Origin of the sequence: Paracoccus ferrooxidans (assembly GCF_029909815.1) — a bacterium.
Lineage (GTDB): Bacteria > Pseudomonadota > Alphaproteobacteria > Rhodobacterales > Rhodobacteraceae > Paracoccus > Paracoccus versutus.
Map to the genome: position 1 here is coordinate 235207 of NZ_CP038198.1, position 21883 is coordinate 257089.

Here is a 21883-nt window from a genome sequence, read left to right on the forward strand (position 1 = left end):
CACAGTGTGGGATGCTGGTTGTGGAGACGATTGCGAAGATCCGCCGGGCGTATTTCCAGGACAAGAAGTCGATCAAGCATATCTGCCGAGAGCTGCGGGTATCGCGGAACACGGTTCGGAAGGTGATCCGGTCCGGCGCAACGGAGATGACTTACGAGCGAACCGTCCAACCGCAGCCGAAGATCGGTCCCTGGAAAGGCAAGCTCGACGAGATGCTGGCGGCGAATGCGCGCAAGCCGAAGCGCGAGCGGCTGACCCGCATCCGGATTTTCGAAGAGCTCAGGGCCCTCGGATATGACGGCGGCTACGACGCGGTCCGACGCTATGCGGCTTCGTGGTCGCAGGCGGAGCAGGAAGCGTCAGCCGCCGCCTATGTGCCACTGAGCTTCGATCCGGGTGAAGCCTACCAGTTCGACTGGAGTCACGAGGTCGTTCTGATCGACGGCGTGACCACCACGGTGAAGGTGGCTCACGTCCGGCTTTGTCATAGCCGGATGCTGTTCGTCCGGGCCTACCCGCGAGAGACGCAGGAAATGGTGTTCGATGCCCATGACAAGGCCTTTGCCTTCTTCGGCGGCGCCTGTGCGCGTGGGATCTACGACAACATGAAGACGGCGGTGGACACGATCTTCGTCGGCCGCGACCGCGCGTATAATCGCCGGTTCCAGCAGATGTGCGGACACTACCTTGTCGATCCCGTCGCCTGCACCCCCGCGTCCGGCTGGGAGAAGGGACAAGTAGAGAACCAGGTTGGCGTTGTCCGGCGGCGGTTCTTCGTGCCGCGGCCGCGCTTCAAGAGCTACGCGGAACTCAACGCCTGGCTTCAGGATCGCTGTATTGCCTGGGCCAAGGCCCATCCGCACCAGGAATTGCGTGATCGGACAATCTGGGACGTGTTCCAGGATGAGCGGGCGAGCCTGGTGCCCTACGTCGGCCCTTTCGACGGATTCCATGCCGTGCCGGCCTCGGTGTCCAAGACCTGCCTCGTTAGGTTCGACAAGAACCGCTACTCGGTCGATGGTCGCGCCGTCGGCCGTCCGGTCGAGATCCGCGCCTATGCCGAGCGGGTCGAGGTCTGGCAGGACGGCAAGATCGTCGGCCGGCACGACCGCGCCTTCGGGCGCGACAAGGCCATCTATGACCCGCTGCACTACATCCCGGTGCTGGCCCGCAAGCCCGGCGCCCTTCGAAACGGCGCTCCCTTCAAGGAATGGGAACTGCCGCCGGCGATACGACGCGTCCAGCGTAAGCTGGGGCGCGTGCCGAACGGTGACCGTCAGATGGTCCAGATCCTGAGCATGATCCCAACGGATGGACTGGAAGCCGTCGAGGCTGCCTGCGTCGAGGCCCTGACCGAAGGCGCCCCGGCGGCATCGGTCGTTCTGAACATCCTGGCCCGACATCGCGAGCCACCACCTCCGTTGACCATCGCCACGCCGGACGCGTTGCGCCTGACCTGCGAGCCCGTGGCCGACTGCAAACGCTACGACAGCCTCAGGAGACCCCGCCATGGAAAGATCACAGGTGCTGGACGCGATGGGCCAGTTGAAGCTCTACGGCATGAAGGCCGCCTACGATGAGATCATCGCCACGGCGGTGAAGCGACAGCACGAACCGCAGCAAATCGTGGGCGACCTGCTGAACGCCGAGATCAGCGAGAAACAAGCTCGCTCGATCAAATACCAGATGACCATCGCCAAGCTGCCCTTGGCCAAGGAAGTCGACGAGTTCAGCTTCGAAGACACGCCCGTAAACGAAACGCTGGTGCGCGATCTGGCCTCCGGAGAGTTCCTCGAGCATCAGCGTAACGTCGTCCTCATCGGCGGCACCGGGACCGGCAAATCCCACCTTGCCGTCAGCATCGCCCGGGCCTGCATCCGCCGTGGCAAGCGCGGCCGCTTCTTCAACGTCGTGGACCTGGTGAACAAGCTGGACGCCGAAGCCCGCGCCGACCGACAGGGACGCACTGCGGATCTCCTGTGCCGCCTCGACTTCCTGATCCTCGACGAGTTGGGATATCTGCCGTTCGCCCAGACGGGTGGCCAGCTCCTGTTCCACCTCATCAGTCGCCTTTACGAACGCACCTCGATCATCGTGACGACGAACCTCGACTTCGGCGAATGGCCGACCGTCTTCGGAGACGCGAAGATGACAACGGCGCTCCTCGACCGACTGACCCATCACTGTGACATCGTCGAGACCGGCAACGAGAGCTGGCGCTTCAAGACGCGGGAATGACCGAGACGCCGCTGGCCCGATCCGGTTGCGCTGTATGGAGGCTACACCGCATCGGGCCAGCTACCCGTGCTGACCAAGCGGGGTCATTATTGGGCGCCGAAAGGGGGTCAAAGTTGCGTGCCGATTGACAATTTCGCCCTGTTGGTCCCCCGGCGGGTGAGCAGGCACGATAGCAGTTCGGCCTGCGGGGGTCATCACCCTATCCCGCCCGGCATCCGGGACCGTTCCGGCCGGCCTGGGTCGGGGTGTCCGCACCCTGCCGCCGCTGGGCCGGATGACGAAGCAAGACGCGGCATGGGGCGAATGCCGCCGCGAATCCGTCGCTGGCGGTGAAGGTTAGCCCGGCGCCTGCCTTCAGCCCTTGGAGGCGCCGGTTCCATCTCGGCCGCGATCAGGCCGTCGGGTCATCCATCCGCCTGCCCGCGTCGGGTGAGCAAATCGTCTCTATGGACCAGAACGGCGCATTTCGGCGCCCTCACCCGTTCTTTCTGGCGAATGCCACGGCATTGTCGAAGGGGGCGTCCGCGCCGACGATCTGGGGCGTGCCGAGAAAGCGATAGTCGTCCAGCTTTTCGTGGTCGATCACCGCCACGGCGATCTTCGATCCGCTTTGCGTCGTCTTCGGCGTCTGGCCGCCGGTTTTTCGTCGAAGATCGGCGTGTCTTCATGGACCCACAGGCTGCGCTTGGGTCGATGGTCGGGATGCCGGTTTTCGTCACCGTCGCCTGGATCGGCGTCTGTTTCGCCAGCATGTCCTTCATCGCATCGGTCAGGGTCTTCATGCCCCTCGACCCTTCTGGTTTGGGTCAATGGTTCCCGGCCTGTATCCTGCGGGAGGTGCCGTCCTGGTCCGGCAATGCCGATGCCGACCGGGCGGATCAGTTGAGCAGGCGGCAATGCCCGCAGGCCGATTGCGCGATGCGGCGCAGATGCTCGACGGCATGATGGACCGAAAGCGCGGCGGCTTTCGCGCGGGCGACATGGCCGTCGATTTCCGCCCCGGTCGCGCCTTGCTTGCCGATATGCGCCGCCAGTTCGGCCAGGGCATATTTCAGATGCTGCGCACAGCTAATCCGCAACGCTATCGGGGCGGAGCGCCGGCTCGCGGTCCCGGTCAGCAGGTCGAAGGCGCGGGCAAGGGGTTCCGTCGCCTCGGCGTCCTTGCCCTCATGGACCAGAAGTGCGGCCAGGTTGTGGCACGAGACATTGACGATCACCGGCAGGGGAACGGTCAGCGCCTCGGGTCGTTGCAGCGCGAAAAGCCGCTCCGCCTCGGTCAGGGCCCGCATGTAGAGCGTCCTGGCCGCAGCATGTTCTCCGGCTGAAAACGCCTTGTTGGCGATGGCTGTCAGTTCGAGCCAGAGGTGGTCGCGGCCGGCCGGCGTCGCGACGGCGGCGTTCATGGCATTGAGGTCTGTAAAGGCATTCATCGTCTTCTCCTTGGGAATGACCATGCCGGCGGCACGACATCGCTCGGGCGGCGGGCGCCCTTCGGATCGGAAAGGGCGTCACCGTGTCTGTGCGCCGCGGCTTGCGCCCGGTCCGGCTTCCGACGCGGTGCGGCGGATGCGGCACAGCACGTCGATACCCGCAAGCTCATAGCCCGGCGGGGCAGGGGGAAGCTCGGCGAGGTGGATCATCCCGGCCGGGATGTCGAGCAAGCGATCTACTTCCTCGATGTAGAAATGATGGTGATCTTCGCCCTTCATCTCATACCAGACCGTGTTGCCATAGGCCGGCACGCGCCGCACCAACCCGGTTTCGCAGAAGCGTTTCAGGCTGCCATAGACCCTGCTCAGGGATCCCGGTGCGCCGCGGCTCTGCAATGCGTCGAAAAGATCTTCCGCCGAGACATGGCGCGGTGGCTGCCCGGACAGGATGTCTACGATGGCGAGCCGCTGGCGCGTCGCCCGCAGGCCCGCTTCGGCCAGGATGCTGCGGGCGCGGTGGGAACCGAATGGGCTGTCATCGCTGGCGGTCATTGGCGGCCCGATATTGTTGCGAGTAAGTCGCAACAATGGATGGCGAAAGCGCCGTCATTCGTCAAGCACAGATGCAAGTGAATTGCACTTGCAATATTGCTTCGAATCGATATTCCTTACTGCGACTCGCTCGCAACTATGTTGCGACTGGCCTTGCAGGCGGGCTTTCGACCATGGAAACAGGAAAGGAATTCCCATGTCTTCGACACTGGCGCGCCTGCTTGGTGCGGTGACGGCAACGGCGCTGATGGCGGCCGCCGCGACGGCCGAGGACAAGATGAAGGTGGTGACGACCTTCACCGTGATCGCCGACATGGCAAGACAGGTGGCGGGGGATGCCGCCGAGGTGGTGTCGATCACCAAGCCGGGGGCCGAGATCCACGGCTATGAGCCGACGCCGCAGGACATCATTGCCGCACAGGATGCCGACCTGATCCTCTGGAACGGCATGAACCTGGAACTCTGGTTCGAGAAGTTCCTGGTCAACCTGGGCGATGTCCCCTCGGCCACGCTGACCGAGGGCATCGACCCGATCCCGATCGCCGCCGGCGCCTATGAAGGCAAACCCAATCCCCATGCCTGGATGGGTCTCGACAACGCGCTGATCTACATCGACAACATCACCGAGGCTTTCAGCGAACACGACCCGCAGAACGCGGCAAGCTATGTCAGGAACGCCAATGCCTACAAGAAGCAGCTTCGCGCCACGCTCGAGCCGCTGAAGGCCGAGATCGCCCGCATCCCCGAGGACCGGCGCTGGCTGGTGACCTGCGAAGGCGCCTTCAGCTATCTGGCCCGCGATTTCGGGATGCAGGAACTGTATCTCTGGCCGATGAACTCGGACCAGATGGGCACGCCGCAGCAGGTGCGTGCGGTGATCGACGGGGTGAAGGAGCATCAGATCCCCACCGTCTTCTGCGAAAGCACGGTGAATACCGCGCCCGCCGAACAGGTCGCGCGCGAAACGGGAACGCATTACGGCGGCGTTCTTTACGTGGACAGCCTGTCCGAGTGGGACGGGCCGGTGCCGACCTACCTGGACCTGTTGAAGGTCACGTCCGAGACCGTGGCGAAAGGGCTCGCGGCCGGTGTGAGCTAAGGCCTGGCTTGCAAAAGAACTGCCCTGCCGCGGCGCCTTCCGCGCGGCGGGTTTCCCGTTCAAAGGGCGGCCGTCCCGTTCCGGCAGAAAGCGATGACCATGATGCGCGACGACAGAATGACCATGAGGGACAGCGATCCTGGGACGGACCCCGGCGGTGGCATCGTGGCGCGCGACGTGTCGGTGACCTACCGCAACGGCCTGACCGCGCTGCGCAATGCCAGTTTCGCGATTCCCACGGGGACCGTCACCGCGCTGGTCGGCGTGAACGGTTCCGGGAAATCGAAGCTTTTCAAGGCGATCATGGGTTTCGTGCCGGTGGCCAGGGGCGAGATCAGGCTGCTGGGCATGACGGTCCGCGAGGCGCTGCGCCGCAACCTGATCGCCTATGTGCCCCAGGCCGAGGAGGTGGACTGGTCCTTTCCGGTTCTGGTCGAGGACGTGGTGATGATGGGCCGTTACGGCCACATGGGTTTCCTGCGCCGCCCGTCGCAGGCGGATCGCGACGCGGTGGGGCGGGCGCTGGCCCGCGTCAACATGCAGGACTACCGCCATCGCCAGATCGGAGAGCTGTCCGGCGGCCAGAAGAAACGCGTCTTCCTGGCCCGCGCGCTGGCGCAGGACGGCCGCGTCATCCTGCTGGACGAGCCCTTCACCGGCGTCGACGTCAAGACCGAAGAGCAGATCGTGGCGCTGCTGCGCGAATTGAGGGACGAGGGGCGGGTGATGGCTGGTCTCGACCCACAACCTGGGCTCGGTGCCGGAATTCTGCGACCGGGTGGTGCTGGTCAAGGGCACCGTGCTGGCCCATGGCCCGACCGAGACCACCTTCACCCGCGAAAACCTCGAGGCGGCCTTCGGCGGCGTGCTGCGCCATTTCACCCTGGGCGGGCAGGCGCTGCATGACGACGAGGACAGCCGCCACGTCACCATCCTGACCGACGACGAACGCCCGCTGGTGCAATATGGCGACCGCACCCACACGCGCGAGGGCGTCCGATGAACCTGCTGCTTGAACCCTTCGGCTATCACTACATGACGAACGCCATGTGGGTCTCGGCGCTGGTCGGCGGGGTCTGCGCGTTCCTGTCGGCCTACCTCATGCTCAAGGGCTGGTCGCTGATCGGCGACGCGCTGTCCCATTCGGTCGTGCCGGGCGTGGCCGGCGCCTATATGCTGGGCCTGCCCTTCGCGCTTGGCGCCTTCATCTCGGGCGGGCTGGCGCCGGCGGCGATGCTGTTTCTGTCCGATCGCTCGGGGCTCAAGTTCGATGTGGTGATCGGCCTGATCTTCACCGCGTTCTTCGGGTTGGGGCTGTTCATGGTCTCGATCAACCCGATGGCGGTTTCCGTGCAGACCATCACCATGGGCAACATCCTGGCCATCACGCCCGAGGATACCTTGCAACTCGCCCTCATCGGCCTTGTTTCGCTGGCGGTGCTGGCGCTGAAATGGAAGGATCTGATGGTGGTCTTCTTCGACGAGGCCCATGCGCGTTCCATCGGATTGCGGCCGGGGCTGCTGAAGGGCGTGTTCTTCGTCCTGCTGTCGGCCTGCGTGGTGGCGGCGATGCAGACCGTGGGGGCGTTCCTGGTCATCGCCATGGTAGTGACGCCCGGCGCCACGGCCTATCTGCTCTGCGACCGCTTCCCGCGGCTGATCGCGCTTTCGGTCGCCATCGGCGCGGCCACCAGTTTCCTCGGCGCCTATCTCAGCTATTTCCTGGATGGCGCCACGGGCGGGATCATCGTCTTGCTGCAGACGCTGGTCTTTCTTAGCGCCTTCGTCTGGGCGCCCAAGCACGGGCTGCTGGCCGCCCGCGCCAAGGCCCGCGCGGCGCTTCTGGCAGAGGGAGGCGCGCAATGATCGACACGCTTCTGATGCCGTTCCAGTTCGGCTTCATGCAGAATGCCTTCCTGATCGCCGCCATCGTCTCGGTGCCGACGGCGCTGCTCTCGTGCTTCCTGGTGCTGAAGGGCTGGGCCCTGATGGGCGACGCCGTCAGCCATGCGGTGCTGCCCGGCGTGGTGCTGGCCTATATCTTCGGCTTTCCGCTGATCCTCGGGGCCTTCGGCGCCGGGATGGTGACGGCCCTGGCGACGGGCTATCTGTCGGCCAACAGCCGGGTCAAGCAGGACACGATCATGGGCGTCGTCTTCTCGGGCATGTTCGGGCTGGGGATCGTCCTTTACACCTCGATCACCTCGGACGTGCATCTGGACCATATCCTGTTCGGCAACATGCTGGGGATCGTGCCGGCGGACCTGCGCACCGCGCTGTGGATCGCCGTGCCGGTTTCCGTCGTGCTGGCCCTGAAGTGGAAGGATCTGATGCTGCACGCTTTCGATCCGGTGCAGGCGCGGGCCTCCGGCCTGCCGGTCGGGCTGCTGCATTACGGGCTGCTGACCATCCTGTCGCTGGCCAGCGTCGCCACGATGACCGCCACGGGACTGATCCTGGCGGTGGGCCTCTTGATCGCGCCGGGGGCCATCGCCTTCCTGCTGGTGCGCAGCTTCGGACGGATGCTGATCGTGGCTGTCGCGGTCTGCATGGGGGCGATGCTGGCCGGGGTCCACGCCAGCTTCTTCCTGGACAGCGCACCGGCGCCGACCATCGTCCTGATCCTGACCGCGGCCTTCGTCGCGGCCCTCGTCCGGCGGACCTGGCAGATCAGGCGCGCCACGGCATCATTTGAGCTCACTTGAGTGTATATAGGGAAACGGCGGCGCACGAGGCACCGCCGTCACGGGGGCTTTCGGCGCGAGGGGCGGGACCGCCCTGCCGCGTCAGAAGGTCGAGGTCAGCCCGATATAGAAGGCGCGCCCCGGTTCGTTGAAGGTGTTCGTTCCGTCGCTGGTATTGGTGCGCAGGATCCGCTTGTCGAAAAGGTTCGTCACCCCGGCCGACAGCCGCGCCGACTCGCTTACCGCCCAGTTAGCACCCAGGTTGACCAGCGTATAGCTGCCGCGGGTTTCGGGATCCTCGATCTCGTTGCCCATGCTGTTGCCGATCGTCGCCGGCTCGATCTTGCCGTAGTGGGTCGCACCCAGCGTCAGGGTCAGGTCAGGCGTGGCATACCAGTCGAGCGAGGCGTTGATCGTATAGTCCGGCACCAGGCTCAGCGGCTGGCCGTTCTCGTCCTCGGACTTGATCATCTTGGTGAAGTTCGTGTTGAAGGCGAAGCTTTCGCCCAGCGGGGTCGAGAAATTGCCCTCGATCCCCGAGATCACCGCGTTCTTCTGGTTTTCCCAGCGGAACAGACGGTTTGTCGTCGCATCCGGGTTGTGCTGGATCCGGCCCGAGGCGATGCGGTTGTCATAGTCGTTGTGGAACCAGGTCAGGCTGGCACTGATGTCGTTGTGACCGGCATAAGCGACGCCGATCTCCTTGTTCAGGCTGCGCTCGGCCTCCAGATCCGGGTTGCCCAGAACGTAGCAGGGACCGCTGAGGCGCACGCCGTCGACATAGGGGCAGCCATTGCCTCGGGTGACATAGACGTAGTTCGGGTTCAGCTGATACAGGTTCGGCGCCTTGAAGGGCCGCGCCACGCCCAGCTTCATCGTCCATTCGTCGTTGAAGGCATAGGTCGCGTTCAGGCTGGGCGACCATGCGCTGCCGAAATTGTCATTGTAGTCGAAGCGCAGACCGGGGGTCAGGGTCAGCTTGTCGTTCCACTGGATGTTCGCCTCGGCGTAAAGGCCGATGGTCTGCTGGTCGGTCTTGGGGTCGCGGTTCTCGCCGTCGGGATCGACGCCGGTATCGGGCACCAACGACGGGTCGAGCCCGCCGCGGATCGACACGCCGTCCTCCATGAACTCGCCGCGATATTCGGCGCCGAAGGTCACGCGGCTGTCCCGGCCGGCAAGCTTCATCGGCAGGATCCATTCGCTCTTGGCGGTGATGTTGTCCAGCGTGATGGTGCTGAACGCCATCGCGTCGTTTTCCCCGTCGCCATCGGTATCGACGCAATTGGTGATCGCGCCTTCGCCGCCGCCGGCCGTGCCTTCGCAAAGCCGGGCATTGCGGGTGTTTTCCCATTGCAGATAGCTGAACGACTCGCCGAAATCATACTCGCCGCGATGGGTCAGGGACAGGGCGCGGCGATACATGCGGTTGGTCTCGGTGCCGATCAGGTTGACGCCGTCCTGATCCTCTTTCACGCTGCCGAACATCGTGTCGCCGGCATAGATGTTGCCCTGGCGCGAGAAATTCGCCTCGAAGTCGATGACATGACCGGGCGCGACCTGCCAGCTCAGCAAGCCGCCCAGATCCTTGTTCACCACGCCTTCGCGGCCCGCGAGGTTGAGATATTCCGGGTTGCCGTCGTCGTCCAGAACCGGACTTCCATCATCATCCAGCAAGGGAACGCGGTTGATGTCGGGGGCGTCGCCGTCGGTCTTGTTGTAGTTGCCGAACAGACGGAAGGTCAGGTTTTCACCCACGGGCCCGGCCAGCATGAAGTTGCTGCGCACCGTATCGCCTTCCTTGCGGCTTTCGGGCGAATTGTAATGCATCCCGACCTGGCCCGAGAAGGTCTCGGGGCGCTTGGTGATGATATTGACCACCCCGCCCGACGAGCCCGAGCCATAGCGCGCCGCCGCCGGACCGCGCAGCACCTCGATGCGCTCGATCATTTCGGCGGGCACCCAGTTCGAATCGCCGCGCGAATCCCGTTCGCCATTGCGGCTCATGCGGACCGAGTTGCGCGACATGACCGGCTTGCCGTCGATCAGGATCAGGGTGTTTTCCGGCCCCATGCCGCGAATGTCGATCTGGCGCTGGTTGCCGCGCTGGCCGCTGGCGGTGGCGCCGGTCAGGTTCACGCCGGGCATCTTGCGCACGACTTCGGAAATATCGTTGACCGGAGGGGCTTTCTCGATGTCCTCGGCTGTCACGGTCGAGGTTCCGAGCGCCTGCTTGGCCTGTTCCTCGGCGGTGATCACGATTGTTTCAAGGACGACCGTGTCTTCGGTGGTGGCCTCCTGTGCCAGGACGGAACCGGCGAAGACCGGCAGTGACATCAGCAGACAGAGTGCGGTGCCCGTGGTCGGGCGCGGGAAAGGCGTCGCCATCGCATGCTCCTGTTGGAAAGGGTCAGGGATGGCTGGCGTCTCGCGCGCTTGCCGGCTTCAACCATTTGTGAATTAAGTCTTCAACGCAAAGAATGCCGAGGCTGCGGCAATCGCGCCGCATCTGTGGCTGTTCTGCCACGGCCGAGCCTGCAAGAGCACAGCTTTCGAAGTCTGGCCTCTGATTTTCGCAGCGTGGTGTCCGGCAGGAAATCGGTTTACAGCATTGGCACAGCAGGCAGCCTTGGACCGTTCGACCAAGGACAAGCCCTCCACCAGACGCAGCCCGGGCGTGCGGGCACTGCGGGTATTCTGGAAGCCTCGCCGTAACTGCGCGAATTGCGGCTTGAGGGCTATGAGGTCGCGTGGCGGAAATATGCAGGCGGCCACGACTATCTGGTCTGGCGTGGGGTGCCGGCGGATGGGCTGATCGCCCTCTTCGGCGCGGAGGGGGAGGTGGAGTTGCCCCGGCTGCCATCTGAGCAAGGCGGCCTGCGTTGTGCGAACTGCAGAGGTCAAGACCGGCCGGATCGAGCCGCCGTCGGCACGGATCTTCCGGCCGGCAATGCAGCCCCGCAGGGTTGCCAGGCGGGCCGCCCGCCGCCATCACGCGATTGACACAAGCGCCGAACAGTTGCAGTGCCATCGTAAGCGGGAGCGGCAGCGACAGGGGAGCACCCGTGCCGCCGATCCGGGTGCCGATGGTGGCCGTCGCCCCCGCAAGGACGCGCAATTCGCCGCCGCCCGCCTCTGTCTCCAGCATCCCGCCGCCGGCCAGGGCATAGCTGTCGGCGACGAATTGCAGGCCCTTGAAGGACAAATCGCCCTGGACTTCGACCAGCCCTCCGGTCTCGTTGAAGGCGCCGTGGCTGCCGGCCCAAGGCCATGGGGATGTCGCCGCCACGGTCCCGCCAGGCCAGGTTCGCCGCGCTCCAGACGCCGCTGCCGCCGCGCCAGATCTTCACCGCCGCATCGCCGCCGTGCCGACCACCAGGTCGACATGGCCGCCGCCGGTCACGATTTCATAGGTGCTTGTTCCCATTGCCGGCGTCGTCGCGATCCCAAGGCCATGGTCGGTCAGCCCGCCATAGCTCAGCAGCCGGTAATAGCCCAGGCCCGCGCCGCCCGCATTGGAAAGCCTGAGCACGCCGTCCAGGGTCAGCTGCCCGCCGACGGCGACGTGATCGCTTGTGCCGCGCCGCTGGCCGGGCCGGAGGCGCCCAGGTCAAAGCCGAGGACGGAGCCGGTGCCGAGTTCCATGTCGCCCGCGATCATCAGGGTGCCGATGCTGCCGCTTCCCAGTTGAAGCACGCCGCCGGCCACCAGGATGTCGCCGCTGTGGGTGTTGGTGCCGCTGAGGATCAAGGTGCCGCCGCCCTCTTTCACCAGCCCGCCCGTGCCCGAGATCGTGCCGCCGAAGCCCGTGTCGCTGCCGTCCCCGCCCGTGGTCAGCGTGCCCTGGCCAAGCGTGACGTCCCCGGCCCCGGAAAGCGAGCCGATGGTCTGGTCGAAACCGTCCAGGTCGAGCGAGGCCCCGGCATCGACGGCATGCGCGCCGAGGGTCGCAAAGCTGCCGGCAGCCCCCGCCCGCAGGCTGCCCCGAGAGGCATAGGCGCGGCCATGGCCTTTCGATCCGTTGCCCATGACGTTGACTCAGCCGGACTTGCCGGCCTCGCTGCCGATGACGCCGGGCTCTGTGTCCAGCCGCCCGCCCGCTTGGATCGCCAGCGTTCCGCCGCCGCCGTCGATGTCGATTGCATCCTGGGCGTTCACGCCCACGCAAGGCTCCAGGCCGCAAGCGGGGCGGCGGGATGCCGGGAAGCACGTCGCCGCTGGCGGCCACGGTCTGCGCCAAGGCGGCGGGGCTGCCCATGGCGCTGCCGAGGACAAGGGCCAGCGCGGTCGAATACAGCGGATCGTGGACGGCCGATGCCCCGCGCAAGCGGGCCTTTTGGGGCCAGCCGTCGCCAGCAGGGCCGTCGGAAGGGCATGTCGCGATGCCATCTGGCGGGCTTTCCCCCATCGTGTCGCCATTCATTGCGACCCTTCTGGCAAAGGAACGTTAAGAGAAGGTTAAGCGGCATGCCCGTGCCCCGAGGCATTTCCGAAGGATTTGATCGATTCCGCACCCGCAGGGGCTTGCCGGGCGAGCCTCAGCCCGGCCCGGCATGGCCGAGGGGGCGGGACAGTTCGTGGCCGCGTTCGGCCAGCCTTGCCGACAGAAAGCCGATCACCGCGCGCACCCATTGCATCACCCGCAGGTCGCGGTGGCAGGTCAGCCAATAGGTCCGGGTCAGGCGGACCCGTTCGGGCAGCACGATCTGCAATTCGGGATATTTCGCGGCGATATACCAGGGCAGCACTCCGATCCCCAGCCCGCCCCGCACCGCCGCAAGCTGGTTGAAGATGCTGGAGCTTTTCACCCCGGCCCGGATCGCGGGATGGATCTCGCCCAGGTAGTCGAGGCCGGGGGCGAAGATCATCTCCTCGATATAGCCGACGAAGCGCAGCCGGGGCAGATCCTCGGGGCTGGCGATCGGCGGCAGGCTGCGCAGATGCTCGCGCGTGGCGTAGAGGTGCAGCGTATAGTCCACCAGCCGCTCGGAGCGATAGGGGCCGCTCGTGACCGGGTCCAGCGTGATCGAGATGTCCGCCTCGCGCCGCGACAGCGACAACACCTGCGGCATGGTGATGAGTTCCAGCGAGATCAGCGGAAATTCCGCGGCAAAGGCCGGCAGCAGATGGGTCGAGAACAGGCTGCCGAAGCCCTCGGGCATGGCCAGCCGCAGCGGCCGCGCCTGGCCGGTGGCGGCGGATTGCTCCAGCGGGATCAGCCCGGCGGCCTGCTCCATCCGCTCGGCCGCCTCGATCAGGCGCTGGCCGGCGGGGGTCGGCTCGTAGCCGCGGGGATTGCGCTCGAACAGGCGGGTGTTCAGCGCCTGCTCCAGCCGGTCGATGCGGCGCGAGACGGTGACATGCGAGGTGCCCAGCTGTCGCGCCGCGCGCGAAAGCTGCCCTTCGCGCACAACCGCCAGAAAGAATTGCAGATCGTCCCAGCTGAGATTGGCCATCTGTTCGAAAACGCACACGCCCTGTAAGAAATTAAACCTCTCTGAACACTTGTGTCAAAGCCGAATTGCCTGCATCGTTCCATGCGGGAGGGGCAAGGCGAGAGTCGCCCCCTCGCGGGTAACAGGACAGTATTCCCACCCGGCAGGCAGAAGCGGCCGGTGGAAGGGATGCGCCTTTGGGAGGACATAATGCGAAAGATTCTGCTGTCGACCGCCGCGGTCGGCCTTATTGCCACGCCTGCCCTGGCCGAGGTTTCGGACGGGGTGGTCAAGATCGGCATCCTGAACGACCAGTCCGGGGTCTACGCCGATTTCGGCGGCAAGTATTCCTATGAGGCCGCGCGGATGGCGGTCGAGGATTTCGGCGGCAAGGTGCTGGACGCGCCGGTCGAGGTCGTCACCGCCGATCACCAGAACAAGCCCGACATCGCCTCGAACATCGCACGGCAATGGTATGACACCGAGCAGGTCGATGCGATCATGGAACTGACCACCTCGTCGGTCGGCCTGGCGGTGCAGGCGCTGAGCCAGGAAAAGAAGAAGATCACCGTCAACACCGGCGCGGCCACGACCGAGCTGACCGGGCCGCAATGCACCCCCTATGGCTTCCACTGGGCCTATGACACCCATGCGCTGGCCGTGGGCACCGGCGGTGCGCTGGTGAAGGAGGGCGGCGACAGCTGGTTCTTCCTGACCGCCGACTATGCCTTCGGCTATTCGCTGGAAGAGCAGACCGGCAATTTCGTCAAGTCGCAGGGCGGCACGGTCGCGGGGGCGGTGCGCCACCCGCTGGCGACGACGGATTATTCCTCGTTCCTGCTGCAGGCCCAGGCTTCGGGGGCCAAGGTCATCGGCCTGGCCAATGCCGGCATGGACACGCAGAACGCCATCAAGCAGGCGGCCGAATTCGGCATCACCGCCGGCGGCCAGCGCCTGGCGGCGCTGCTCTTTACCCTGGCCGAGGTGCATGGCATCGGGCTGGATGCCGCGCAGGGGCTGACGCTGACCGAAAGCTTCTACTGGAACCGCACGCCGGAATCGCGCGAGTTCGGCGAACGCTTCAAGGAACGCACCGGCGTCATGCCGAACATGGTCCATGCCGGCACCTATTCCGCCGTCACCCAATACCTCAAGGCGATCCAGGAGGCAGGGACCGACGAGACCGAGGCCGTCGCCGCCAAGATGCACGAGATGCCGGTGGACGACGTCTTTGCCCAGGGCGGCAAGGTCGGGCCCAACGGCCGGCTGATCAAGGACGTCTACCTGATGGAGGTCAAGGCGCCCGGCGACGTGACCGAGGACTGGGATTATTACAACGTCCTGGCCACGATTCCGGGCGATCAGGCCTTCCTGAACCCGGCCGAAAGCGGCTGCCCGCTGGTCCAGTGATGGCGGCGACGCTTGCAACGCAGTCCGAGCCGCGGGTGGTCTTGTCCGCCCGCGGCCTCGGCCGGGACTTCGCGGGTTTCACCGCCGTCAACAACGTGGATCTGGACGTGGAGCATGCGCGCATCCACGCCCTGATCGGGCCGAACGGCGCCGGCAAGACCACGGTGTTCAACCTCTTGACCAAGTTCCTGCAGCCGACGCGGGGCCAGATCACGCTCCTGGGCCAGGACATCACCAACACCCGGCCCGACAAGGTGGCGCGGATGGGGCTGGTGCGCAGCTTCCAGATCTCGGCGGTGTTCCCGCACCTGACCGTGCGCGAGAACGTCAAGGTCGCGCTGCAACGCCCCAACGGGCTTTCGACGCAGTTCTGGCTGCCGCTGTCCGCGCTCGACCGGCTGAATGCGCGCGCCGACCAGCTGATCGAGCAGCTGGGCCTGGCGCGCTGGCGCGACCATCGCGCCGCCGACCTGTCCTATGGCCGCAAGCGCGTGCTGGAGATCGCGACCACCCTCGCGCTCGACCCCGAGGTGCTGCTTCTGGACGAGCCGATGGCCGGCATGGGGCAGGAGGACGTGGCCATGGTCGCGGGCATCATCCGCGACGTCGCCGCCGAACGCGCCGTGCTGATGGTCGAGCACAACCTCAGCGTCGTCGCCGACATCTGCCACCACGTCACCGTGCTGCAGCGCGGCGAGATCATCGCGCGGGGCGACTATGCCACCGTCTCGGCCGATCCGCGCGTGCGCACCGCCTATATGGGGTCCGAGGCATGAGCGCGCCGCTTCTGAACGTCCGCGACCTGCAGGCCTGGTATGGCGAAAGCCACGTCCTGCACGGCGTGAACCTGCATGTGAACGAAGGCGAGACCATCTGCATCCTCGGCCGCAACGGCATGGGCAAGACCACGACGCTGCGCAGCATCATGGGCATCCTGCGCAAGCGCACCGGCCGCATCCAGTTCGCCGGGCGCGACATGATGGCGCTGCCCCTGCACCAGACCGCCCGCGCCGGGCTGGGCTTCGTCCCCGAGGAGCGCGGCATCTTCGCCAGCCTCTCGGTCGAGGAGAACCTGATGCTGCCGCCGAAGGTCGCCGAGGGCGGCATGTCGGTCGAGGAGATCTACGCGCTGTTCCCGAACCTCGAGGAGCGCCGCAATTCGCAGGGCACCAAGCTGTCGGGCGGCGAGCAGCAGATGCTGGCCATGGCGCGCATCCTGCGCACCGGCGCGCGCTGCCTCTTGCTCGACGAGCCGACCGAGGGGCTGGCCCCGGTCATCATCCAGGCCATCGGCGAGGTGCTGCAGAAGCTGAAGGGCCGCGGCATGACCGTGGTGCTGGTCGAGCAGAACTTCCGCTTTGCCGCCAAGGTCGCCGACCGCTTCTACCTGATGGACCACGGCCGCATGACGGCAGAATTCCCGGTCGCCGAACTGCCGGCGCAGATGGACATGCTGCATCGGGAACTGGGGGTGTGAGATGACGATGATTTTCGGCGTGCCCCTCCAGGCCCTGATGGGGCAATTGCTGGTCGGGCTGATCAACGGCAGCTTCTATGCGCTCTTGTCGCTGGGCCTGGCGGTGATCTTCGGGCTGTTGCGCGTGATCAACTTCGCCCATGGCGCGCAATACATGCTGGGCGCCTTCGCGGCGCTGCTGCTCCTGACCGTGGGCGGCATCAACTACTGGCTGGCGCTGATCCTGGCGCCGCTGTTCGTGGGCCTGTTCGCGGCGCTGGTCGAAAGGACCATGCTGTCGCGGCTCTACAAGCTCGATCCCCTTTACGGGCTCCTGTTCACCTTCGGCCTGGCGCTGGCGATCGAGGGCACCTTCCGCTATTTCTTCGGCGCCTCGGGCAAGCCCTATGCGCCGCCCCCGCAGCTGACCGGGGCGGTGAACCTGGGCTTCATGTTCCTGCCGATCTATCGCGGCTGGGTGGTCATCGCCTCGCTGGCGGTCTGCATCGGGGTCTGGCTGCTGATCGAAAAGACCAAGCTCGGCGCCTATCTGCGCGCGGCGACGGAAAACCCGGTGCTGGTGCAGGCCTTCGGCGTCAACGTGCCCTTGCTGCTGACGCTGACCTATGCGCTCGGCGCCGGGCTTGCGGGCTTTGCCGGCGTGCTGGCGGCGCCGGTCTACCAGGTCAGCCCGCTGATGGGCTCGAACCTGATCATCATCGTCTTCGCGGTGGTGGTCGTGGGCGGCATGGGCTCGATCCTGGGCGCCATCGTCACCGGCTACATGCTGGGCGTGGTCGAGGGGCTGACCAAGGTCTTCTACCCCGAGGCCTCGAACATCGTGATCTTCGTCATCATGGCGATCGTCTTGATCCTGCGGCCCGCGGGCCTTTTCGGAAAGGATGCCTGACATGGCCGCAAAATCCGAAACCGTCGCCTCGGAACATGTCGCGGCCCATCCGCGTGCGGGGCAGGTGCAACTGGCGCTGGTCGCCATCGCCCTGGCCGGGCTGCTGGTGGCGCCGATGTTCCTCTACCCGATCTTCCTGATGAAGCTTCTGGCCTTCGCGTTGTTTGCCTCGGCCTTCAACCTGCTGCTGGGCTACACGGGGCTTCTGTCCTTCGGCCATGCCACCTTCTTCGGGGGCGCGGCCTATTTCACCGCCCATGCGGTGAAGGTCTGGGGCTGGTCGCCCGAGGCGGGCATCCTGCTGGGCGTCGCCGGCGCGGCCCTGCTGGGGCTGGTGATGGGCGCCATCGCCATCCGCCGCCAGGGCATCTATTTCGCCATGATCACGCTGGCGCTGTCGCAGATGTTCTTCTTCTTCTGCCTGCAGGCGCCCTTCACCCATGGCGAGGACGGCATCCAGTCGGTGCCGCGCGGGCACCTGTTCGGGCTGATCGACCTGAACCGGCCGATGAACATGTATTACTTCGTGTTGGCGGTGTTCGTGATCGGGCTCCTGATCATCCGGCGTTTCGTGAACTCGCCCTTCGGCATGATCCTGAAGTCGATCCGGGAAAACGAGCAACGCGCGATCTCGCTGGGTTATTCGGTGCAGCGCTACAAGCTGGGCGCCTTCGTGATGTCGGCGGCGCTGGCGGGGCTGGCGGGGGGCGTCAAGGCGCTGATCTTCCAGTTCGCGACGCTGACCGACGTGACCTGGCAGATGTCGGGCGAGGTGATCCTGATGACGCTGCTGGGCGGCATCGGCACGCTCCTGGGGCCCATCGTCGGCGCAGGGCTGGTGGTCACGTTGCAGAACTACCTGGCCACCTCGGACTTCCCGGTGACGATCATCACCGGCCTCGTCTTCATGGTCTGCGTGCTGCTGTTCCGCCGCGGCCTCGTCGGAGAGTTCTTCGCGACCAGGCTGGGCAGAAAAATGGGGTTCCGTTCCGAATCGTGATGGTGCGGCCCCCGCGCCGGCGGGGGCCATCATGGAGTGTCCGATGGAAAGCTACGACTATATCGTGATCGGCGCGGGCAGCGCCGGCTGCGTGCTGGCCAACCGCCTCAGCGCCGATCCCGGCAACCGGGTGCTGTTGCTCGAGTCCGGGGGGCGCGACAATTACCACTGGATCCATATCCCGGTCGGCTATCTCTATTGCATCGGCAACCCGCGCACCGACTGGGGCTTTCGCACTCAGCCCGAGCCGGGGCTGAACGGCCGCGCGCTGCTTTACCCGCGCGGCCGGGTGCTGGGCGGCTGTTCCTCGATCAACGGCATGATCTACATGCGCGGGCAGGCGGCGGATTACGACCATTGGCGCCAGCTTGGCTGCACCGGCTGGGGCTGGGACGACGTGCTGCCGCTGTTCAAGGCGCAAGAGGACCATTATCGCGGCGCCGACGACATGCATGGCGCCGGCGGCGAATTGCGGGTCGAGACGGCGCGGGTCCGCTGGGCCGTGCTCGACGCCTTCATGGAGGCGGCCGAGCAGGCCGGCATCCCGCGCACCGAGGACTTCAACCGCGGCGACAACGAGGGCGGCGGCTATTTCGACGTGACCCAGCGCCGCGGCTGGCGCTGGAGCGCGGCGAAGGCCTTTCTGCGCCCGGTGCGCCACCGCCCGAACCTGCGCATCCTGACCGGGGCCGAGGTCGAGCGGCTGGTGATCGAGGCGGGCGAGGTCGCGGGCGTGGTCTTTCACCACCAGGGCCAGCGGCGCGAGGTCCGCGCAGCGCGCGAGACGGTGCTGGCCGCGGGCGCCATCGGCTCGGTGCAGATCCTCGAACATTCCGGCGTCGGCTGCGGCGAGGTGCTGCAGGCGGCCGGCATCGCGCCCCAGGTCGAGGTGCCGAGCCTGGGCGAGAACCTGCAGGACCACCTGCAATTGCGGCTGGTCTACAAGGTCCGCGGCGTGCCGACACTGAACGAAAAGGCCTCGCGCCTGATGGGCAAGGCGTCGATCGGGCTGGAATACCTGCTGAAACGCTCGGGCCCGATGTCGATGGCGCCCAGCCAGCTTGGCATCTTCACCCGCTCGGGGCCGGACAAGGCGACGCCGGACCTGGAGTTCCACGTCCAGCCGGTCAGCCTCGACAAGTTCGGCGACCCGGTGCATCCCTTCCCGGCGATGACCGCCTCGGTCTGCAACCTGCGGCCGGAAAGCCGCGGCTCGGTCCATGTCGCCGGGCCGGATTTCCGCGCCCATCCCGCGATCCGGCCGAATTACCTGTCGACCCAGGCCGACCGTGACGTGGCCGCGCGCGCCATCCGCCTGACCCGCAGGATCGCCGCGCAGCCTGCCTTCAACCGCTTCGACCCCGAGGAGCATATTCCCGGCATCGCCTTCCAGAGCGACGAGGATCTGGTCCGCGCCGCCGGCGCCATCGGCACCACGATCTTCCACCCGGTCGGCACCTGCCGCATGGGCGCCGACGACGCGGCGGTGGTCGACCCTAGGCTGCGGATGCGCGCGCTCGGCCGGCTGCGCATCGCCGACGCCTCGGTCATGCCGACCATCACCAGCGGCAATACCAACGCCCCGGTGATGATGATCGCCGAAAAGGCCGCGCGGATGATGCTCGAGGACGCCAGGGCCTGAACCCGGCTTTGACTTTTCGCGTCCCATGCCCATATCTTGGCACAGGGCTGGAAGCGCGGAGGCAAGCCATGCTCAGGACCATCTGCCTGTCCCTTTCCCTGGCGCTCGCCGCGCCTGCCGCCATGGCCGGGCCGGCCGCATCGGCGGGGGGAAACGTCACCGTCACCTATGTCGCGCCCGAGAGCTTCCGCGACCGCGAGTTCCGCCGCGAACGCAGCCGCGCCTCGGCCCTGGCCGAGTTCGACCGCTGGTTTGCCGAGCTTGGCGCGCGCTACCTGCCCGCCGGGCAAAGCCTTGCCATCGAGGTGCTGGACATCGACCTTGCCGGCGAGTTCGAACCCTGGCGCAGCGGCTTCAACGACGTGCGCTTCCTGCGCGACACCACGCCGCCGCGCATCCACCTGCGCTATCGGCTGATGCAGGGCGACACCGTCATCCGCGCGGGCGAAGAACGGCTGACCGACATGAACTATCTCTCGGACCCGCGCGGGCATGGCGACAGCCGGCGCTTCGTCTATGACAAGCTGATGGTGCAGGACTGGTTCCGCAAGACCTTCGCCACGCCGCGGCAACCCGCCCGTCCCGATCTTTCTGGCTGACCGGCAAGCCCCGGCAGGCCGCAAGCGGCCCGCCCTCAATCCTCGATCATGCGGCGGCTGCCGTCGATGTCCAGCCCGCCGGAAAACACCCGGCTCGCGCGAATATCGCTTTCGGTGATGGTGGACAGCGCCCGCGCATCGACCGGCACCTCGCCGGAAAACAGCCGGTTCGCCTGCCGCAGCCGCGCCCGGTCCAGCGCATTGCGGATCGAGCGGGCATTGGCGAAATGCGGCTGCTCGCGGCGCAGGCGGATATATTCCTCCATCGCCGCCCGCCCGGCCTCGTCGAAGACATAGCCCTGGTTCTCCAGCATCGAGGCCGAGATCCGCCCCAGCTCCTCGTCGGTATAGTCGGGAAATTCGATGTGATGGGCGATGCGCGAGCGAAAGCCGGGATTGGCCGAGAAGAAGCGGTCCATCCGGTCGGCATAGCCGGCCATGATGACCACCAGGTCGTCGCGGTTGTTCTCCATCACCTGCAGCAGGATCTCGATCGCCTCCTGGCCATAGTCGCGCTCGTTGTCGGGCTTGTAGAGGTAATAGGCCTCGTCGATGAACAGGACGCCCCCCATGGCCTTCTTCAGGACTTCCTTGGTCTTGGGCGCGGTATGGCCGATATATTGCCCGACCAGGTCGTCGCGGGTCACGCTGACCAGGTGGCCCTTGCGCACATAGCCCAGCCGGTGCAGCAGCCCGGCCATCTTCAGCGCCACCGTGGTCTTGCCGGTGCCGGGATTGCCGGTAAAGCTCATGTGCAGCGTCGGCACCTCATGGGCCAGCCCCAGGTCGCGCCGCGCCCGGTCTACAAGCAGCAGCGCCGCCGTCTCGCGGATCCTCTGCTTCACCGGCGCCAGCCCGATCAACTCGCGGTCCAGCTCGTCCAGGATCTCGCGCACGCCCGAGGATTCATACTCGGCCTTCAGATCCACGGTCGCCAGCGTCTCGCCCATATCGCCGTCCATCAGCCTTTCTCCGTTTCACAAATACTCTCGGGGGGTCCGGGGGGCAGACAGCCCCCCGGTCCGGCAGTGCCGTCAGCCGACCATCTCGTGGGTATAGCGGATATGGCGGCCATCGGCCTCCATGCGCCAGGTCTTGAAGCTCGGCTCGTTTTCCGGGCGGTTGACGATGAAGGACATCATCACCGTCTCCCAGCCGCGCGTGCTGTCGAAGGCGTTGATGCGGATATACTTGTCGCCATGCGCCTTGCGGCAGTCGTCCAGCTCCATCATCACGCCCTTGGCGTCCTTGAGGTCGAACATCGGGTTGCCCCACATCTCCCAATAGGTGTTGCGGGGATGGGGCTCGGAGGTCCATTCGATCCCGACCGCCCAGTCGCGCGACAGGATGTATTCCACCTGGTCGCGGATCTGCTCGTCGGTCAGGTCGGGCAGGAAGGAAAAGCAGCCCTGAGTGATACGCATCTGA

At 66.0% G+C, this 21883-nt stretch carries 21 protein-coding genes and 1 pseudogene; 13 read left to right on the forward strand and 9 right to left on the reverse strand.

Translation table 11 applies throughout. The features are described 5' to 3' along the window. Positions 1 to 11: 11 nt before the first annotated feature. Both istA and istB read left to right on the forward strand, forming a co-directional pair. Entirely contained in the window at positions 12 to 1580 is a 1569-nt protein-coding gene (gene istA, locus E3U26_RS01175; RefSeq protein ID WP_028717560.1) for an IS21 family transposase, read from the forward strand. Then, positions 1510 to 2238, forward strand: a complete 729-nt coding sequence (gene istB / locus E3U26_RS01180; protein WP_024843951.1) for an IS21-like element ISPkr1 family helper ATPase IstB — start codon at positions 1510 to 1512, stop codon at positions 2236 to 2238. The genes istA and istB overlap by 71 nt, the downstream gene beginning before the upstream one ends. 878 nt (positions 2239 to 3116) lie before the next feature. Here the strand turns inward: istB and E3U26_RS01185 are convergent. Together E3U26_RS01185 and E3U26_RS01190 are read right to left on the reverse strand one after the other, a co-directional pair. After that, complete coding sequence (locus E3U26_RS01185) at positions 3117 to 3668, reverse strand: DUF2753 family protein (RefSeq protein ID WP_499105191.1); 552 nt, start codon at positions 3666 to 3668, stop codon at positions 3117 to 3119. Positions 3669 to 3746: 78 nt separating this feature from the next. After that, positions 3747 to 4220 (reverse strand): Fur family transcriptional regulator, encoded by a 474-nt coding sequence (locus E3U26_RS01190; protein WP_499105192.1) that lies wholly within the window; start codon positions 4218 to 4220, stop codon positions 3747 to 3749. Between the two features lie 196 nt (positions 4221 to 4416). Here E3U26_RS01190 and E3U26_RS01195 point away from each other — a divergent pair, with 196 nt between their 5' ends. The 4 genes and pseudogenes from E3U26_RS01195 to E3U26_RS01210 all read left to right on the forward strand — a co-directional run bounded on the left by E3U26_RS01195 (position 4417) and on the right by E3U26_RS01210 (position 8024). Then, positions 4417 to 5319, forward strand: coding sequence for a metal ABC transporter substrate-binding protein (locus tag E3U26_RS01195; protein WP_499105193.1), 903 nt, complete (start codon positions 4417 to 4419; stop codon positions 5317 to 5319). 117 nt (positions 5320 to 5436) lie between these two features. Continuing rightward, positions 5437 to 6322: pseudogene (locus tag E3U26_RS01200) on the forward strand (manganese/iron ABC transporter ATP-binding protein). Then, positions 6319 to 7185 (forward strand): metal ABC transporter permease, encoded by an 867-nt coding sequence (locus tag E3U26_RS01205; protein WP_499105194.1) that lies wholly within the window; start codon positions 6319 to 6321, stop codon positions 7183 to 7185. The pseudogene E3U26_RS01200 and the gene E3U26_RS01205 overlap by 4 nt, the downstream one beginning before the upstream one ends. Next, the gene (locus E3U26_RS01210) at positions 7182 to 8024 is read left to right on the forward strand and encodes a metal ABC transporter permease (protein WP_072463145.1); all 843 of its coding nucleotides are present in this window, start codon (positions 7182 to 7184) and stop codon (positions 8022 to 8024) included. The genes E3U26_RS01205 and E3U26_RS01210 overlap by 4 nt, the downstream gene beginning before the upstream one ends. Before the next feature lie 81 nt (positions 8025 to 8105). On the opposite strand, the gene E3U26_RS01215 is transcribed toward E3U26_RS01210, so the two are convergent. From E3U26_RS01215 to E3U26_RS01235, 5 genes are all read right to left on the reverse strand, one after another. Next, positions 8106 to 10391 carry a FepA family TonB-dependent siderophore receptor gene (locus E3U26_RS01215; RefSeq protein WP_499105195.1) on the reverse strand — a complete coding sequence of 762 codons (2286 nt, stop codon included), beginning with the start codon at positions 10389 to 10391 and terminating at the stop codon, positions 8106 to 8108. 958 nt (positions 10392 to 11349) lie between these two features. After that, positions 11350 to 11535: a hypothetical protein gene (locus tag E3U26_RS01220; RefSeq protein ID WP_499105196.1), complete on the reverse strand. Its 186-nt coding sequence runs from the start codon at positions 11533 to 11535 to the stop codon at positions 11350 to 11352. An 11-nt stretch (positions 11536 to 11546) separates the two neighbouring features. Then, complete coding sequence (locus E3U26_RS01225) at positions 11547 to 12032, reverse strand: autotransporter-associated beta strand repeat-containing protein (protein WP_499105197.1); 486 nt, start codon at positions 12030 to 12032, stop codon at positions 11547 to 11549. A 9-nt stretch (positions 12033 to 12041) separates the two neighbouring features. Next, complete coding sequence (locus E3U26_RS01230) at positions 12042 to 12167, reverse strand: hypothetical protein (RefSeq protein WP_275600364.1); 126 nt, start codon at positions 12165 to 12167, stop codon at positions 12042 to 12044. Positions 12168 to 12541: 374 nt separating this feature from the next. After that, on the reverse strand, positions 12542 to 13459 hold the full coding sequence (locus E3U26_RS01235) for a LysR family transcriptional regulator (protein WP_114537477.1): 918 nt from the start codon (positions 13457 to 13459) through the stop codon (positions 12542 to 12544). A 189-nt stretch (positions 13460 to 13648) separates the two neighbouring features. Between E3U26_RS01235 and E3U26_RS01240 the strand changes: the two genes are divergently transcribed. The 7 genes from E3U26_RS01240 (at position 13649) to E3U26_RS01270 (ending at position 20455) form a co-directional block, all read left to right on the forward strand. After that, entirely contained in the window at positions 13649 to 14848 is a 1200-nt protein-coding gene (locus E3U26_RS01240; RefSeq protein WP_072463152.1) for an ABC transporter substrate-binding protein, read from the forward strand. Then, entirely contained in the window at positions 14848 to 15624 is a 777-nt protein-coding gene (locus E3U26_RS01245; RefSeq protein ID WP_243785164.1) for an ABC transporter ATP-binding protein, read from the forward strand. Before E3U26_RS01240 ends, E3U26_RS01245 begins: the two co-directional genes overlap by 1 nt. Next, positions 15621 to 16325, forward strand: a complete 705-nt coding sequence (locus E3U26_RS01250) for an ABC transporter ATP-binding protein (RefSeq protein ID WP_036757657.1) — start codon at positions 15621 to 15623, stop codon at positions 16323 to 16325. The genes E3U26_RS01245 and E3U26_RS01250 overlap by 4 nt, the downstream gene beginning before the upstream one ends. A 1-nt stretch (position 16326) precedes the next feature. Continuing rightward, positions 16327 to 17214, forward strand: coding sequence for a branched-chain amino acid ABC transporter permease (locus E3U26_RS01255; protein WP_036757656.1), 888 nt, complete (start codon positions 16327 to 16329; stop codon positions 17212 to 17214). 1 nt (position 17215) lies between these two features. After that, entirely contained in the window at positions 17216 to 18214 is a 999-nt protein-coding gene (locus E3U26_RS01260) for a branched-chain amino acid ABC transporter permease (protein WP_243785165.1), read from the forward strand. A gap of 43 nt (positions 18215 to 18257) precedes the next feature. Then, a complete protein-coding gene (locus E3U26_RS01265; protein WP_499105198.1) occupies positions 18258 to 19856 on the forward strand; it encodes a GMC family oxidoreductase in 1599 nt (532 codons plus the stop codon). Between the two features lie 68 nt (positions 19857 to 19924). Beyond that, positions 19925 to 20455 carry a DUF3016 domain-containing protein gene (locus E3U26_RS01270; RefSeq protein WP_499105199.1) on the forward strand — a complete coding sequence of 177 codons (531 nt, stop codon included), beginning with the start codon at positions 19925 to 19927 and terminating at the stop codon, positions 20453 to 20455. Positions 20456 to 20490: 35 nt separating this feature from the next. On the opposite strand, the gene cbbX is transcribed toward E3U26_RS01270, so the two are convergent. Both cbbX and E3U26_RS01280 read right to left on the reverse strand, forming a co-directional pair. Continuing rightward, positions 20491 to 21417, reverse strand: a complete 927-nt coding sequence (gene cbbX, locus E3U26_RS01275; RefSeq protein ID WP_036757652.1) for a CbbX protein — start codon at positions 21415 to 21417, stop codon at positions 20491 to 20493. A gap of 72 nt (positions 21418 to 21489) precedes the next feature. Then, complete coding sequence (locus tag E3U26_RS01280) at positions 21490 to 21879, reverse strand: ribulose bisphosphate carboxylase small subunit (RefSeq protein ID WP_072463156.1); 390 nt, start codon at positions 21877 to 21879, stop codon at positions 21490 to 21492. Positions 21880 to 21883: the final 4 nt, after the last annotated feature.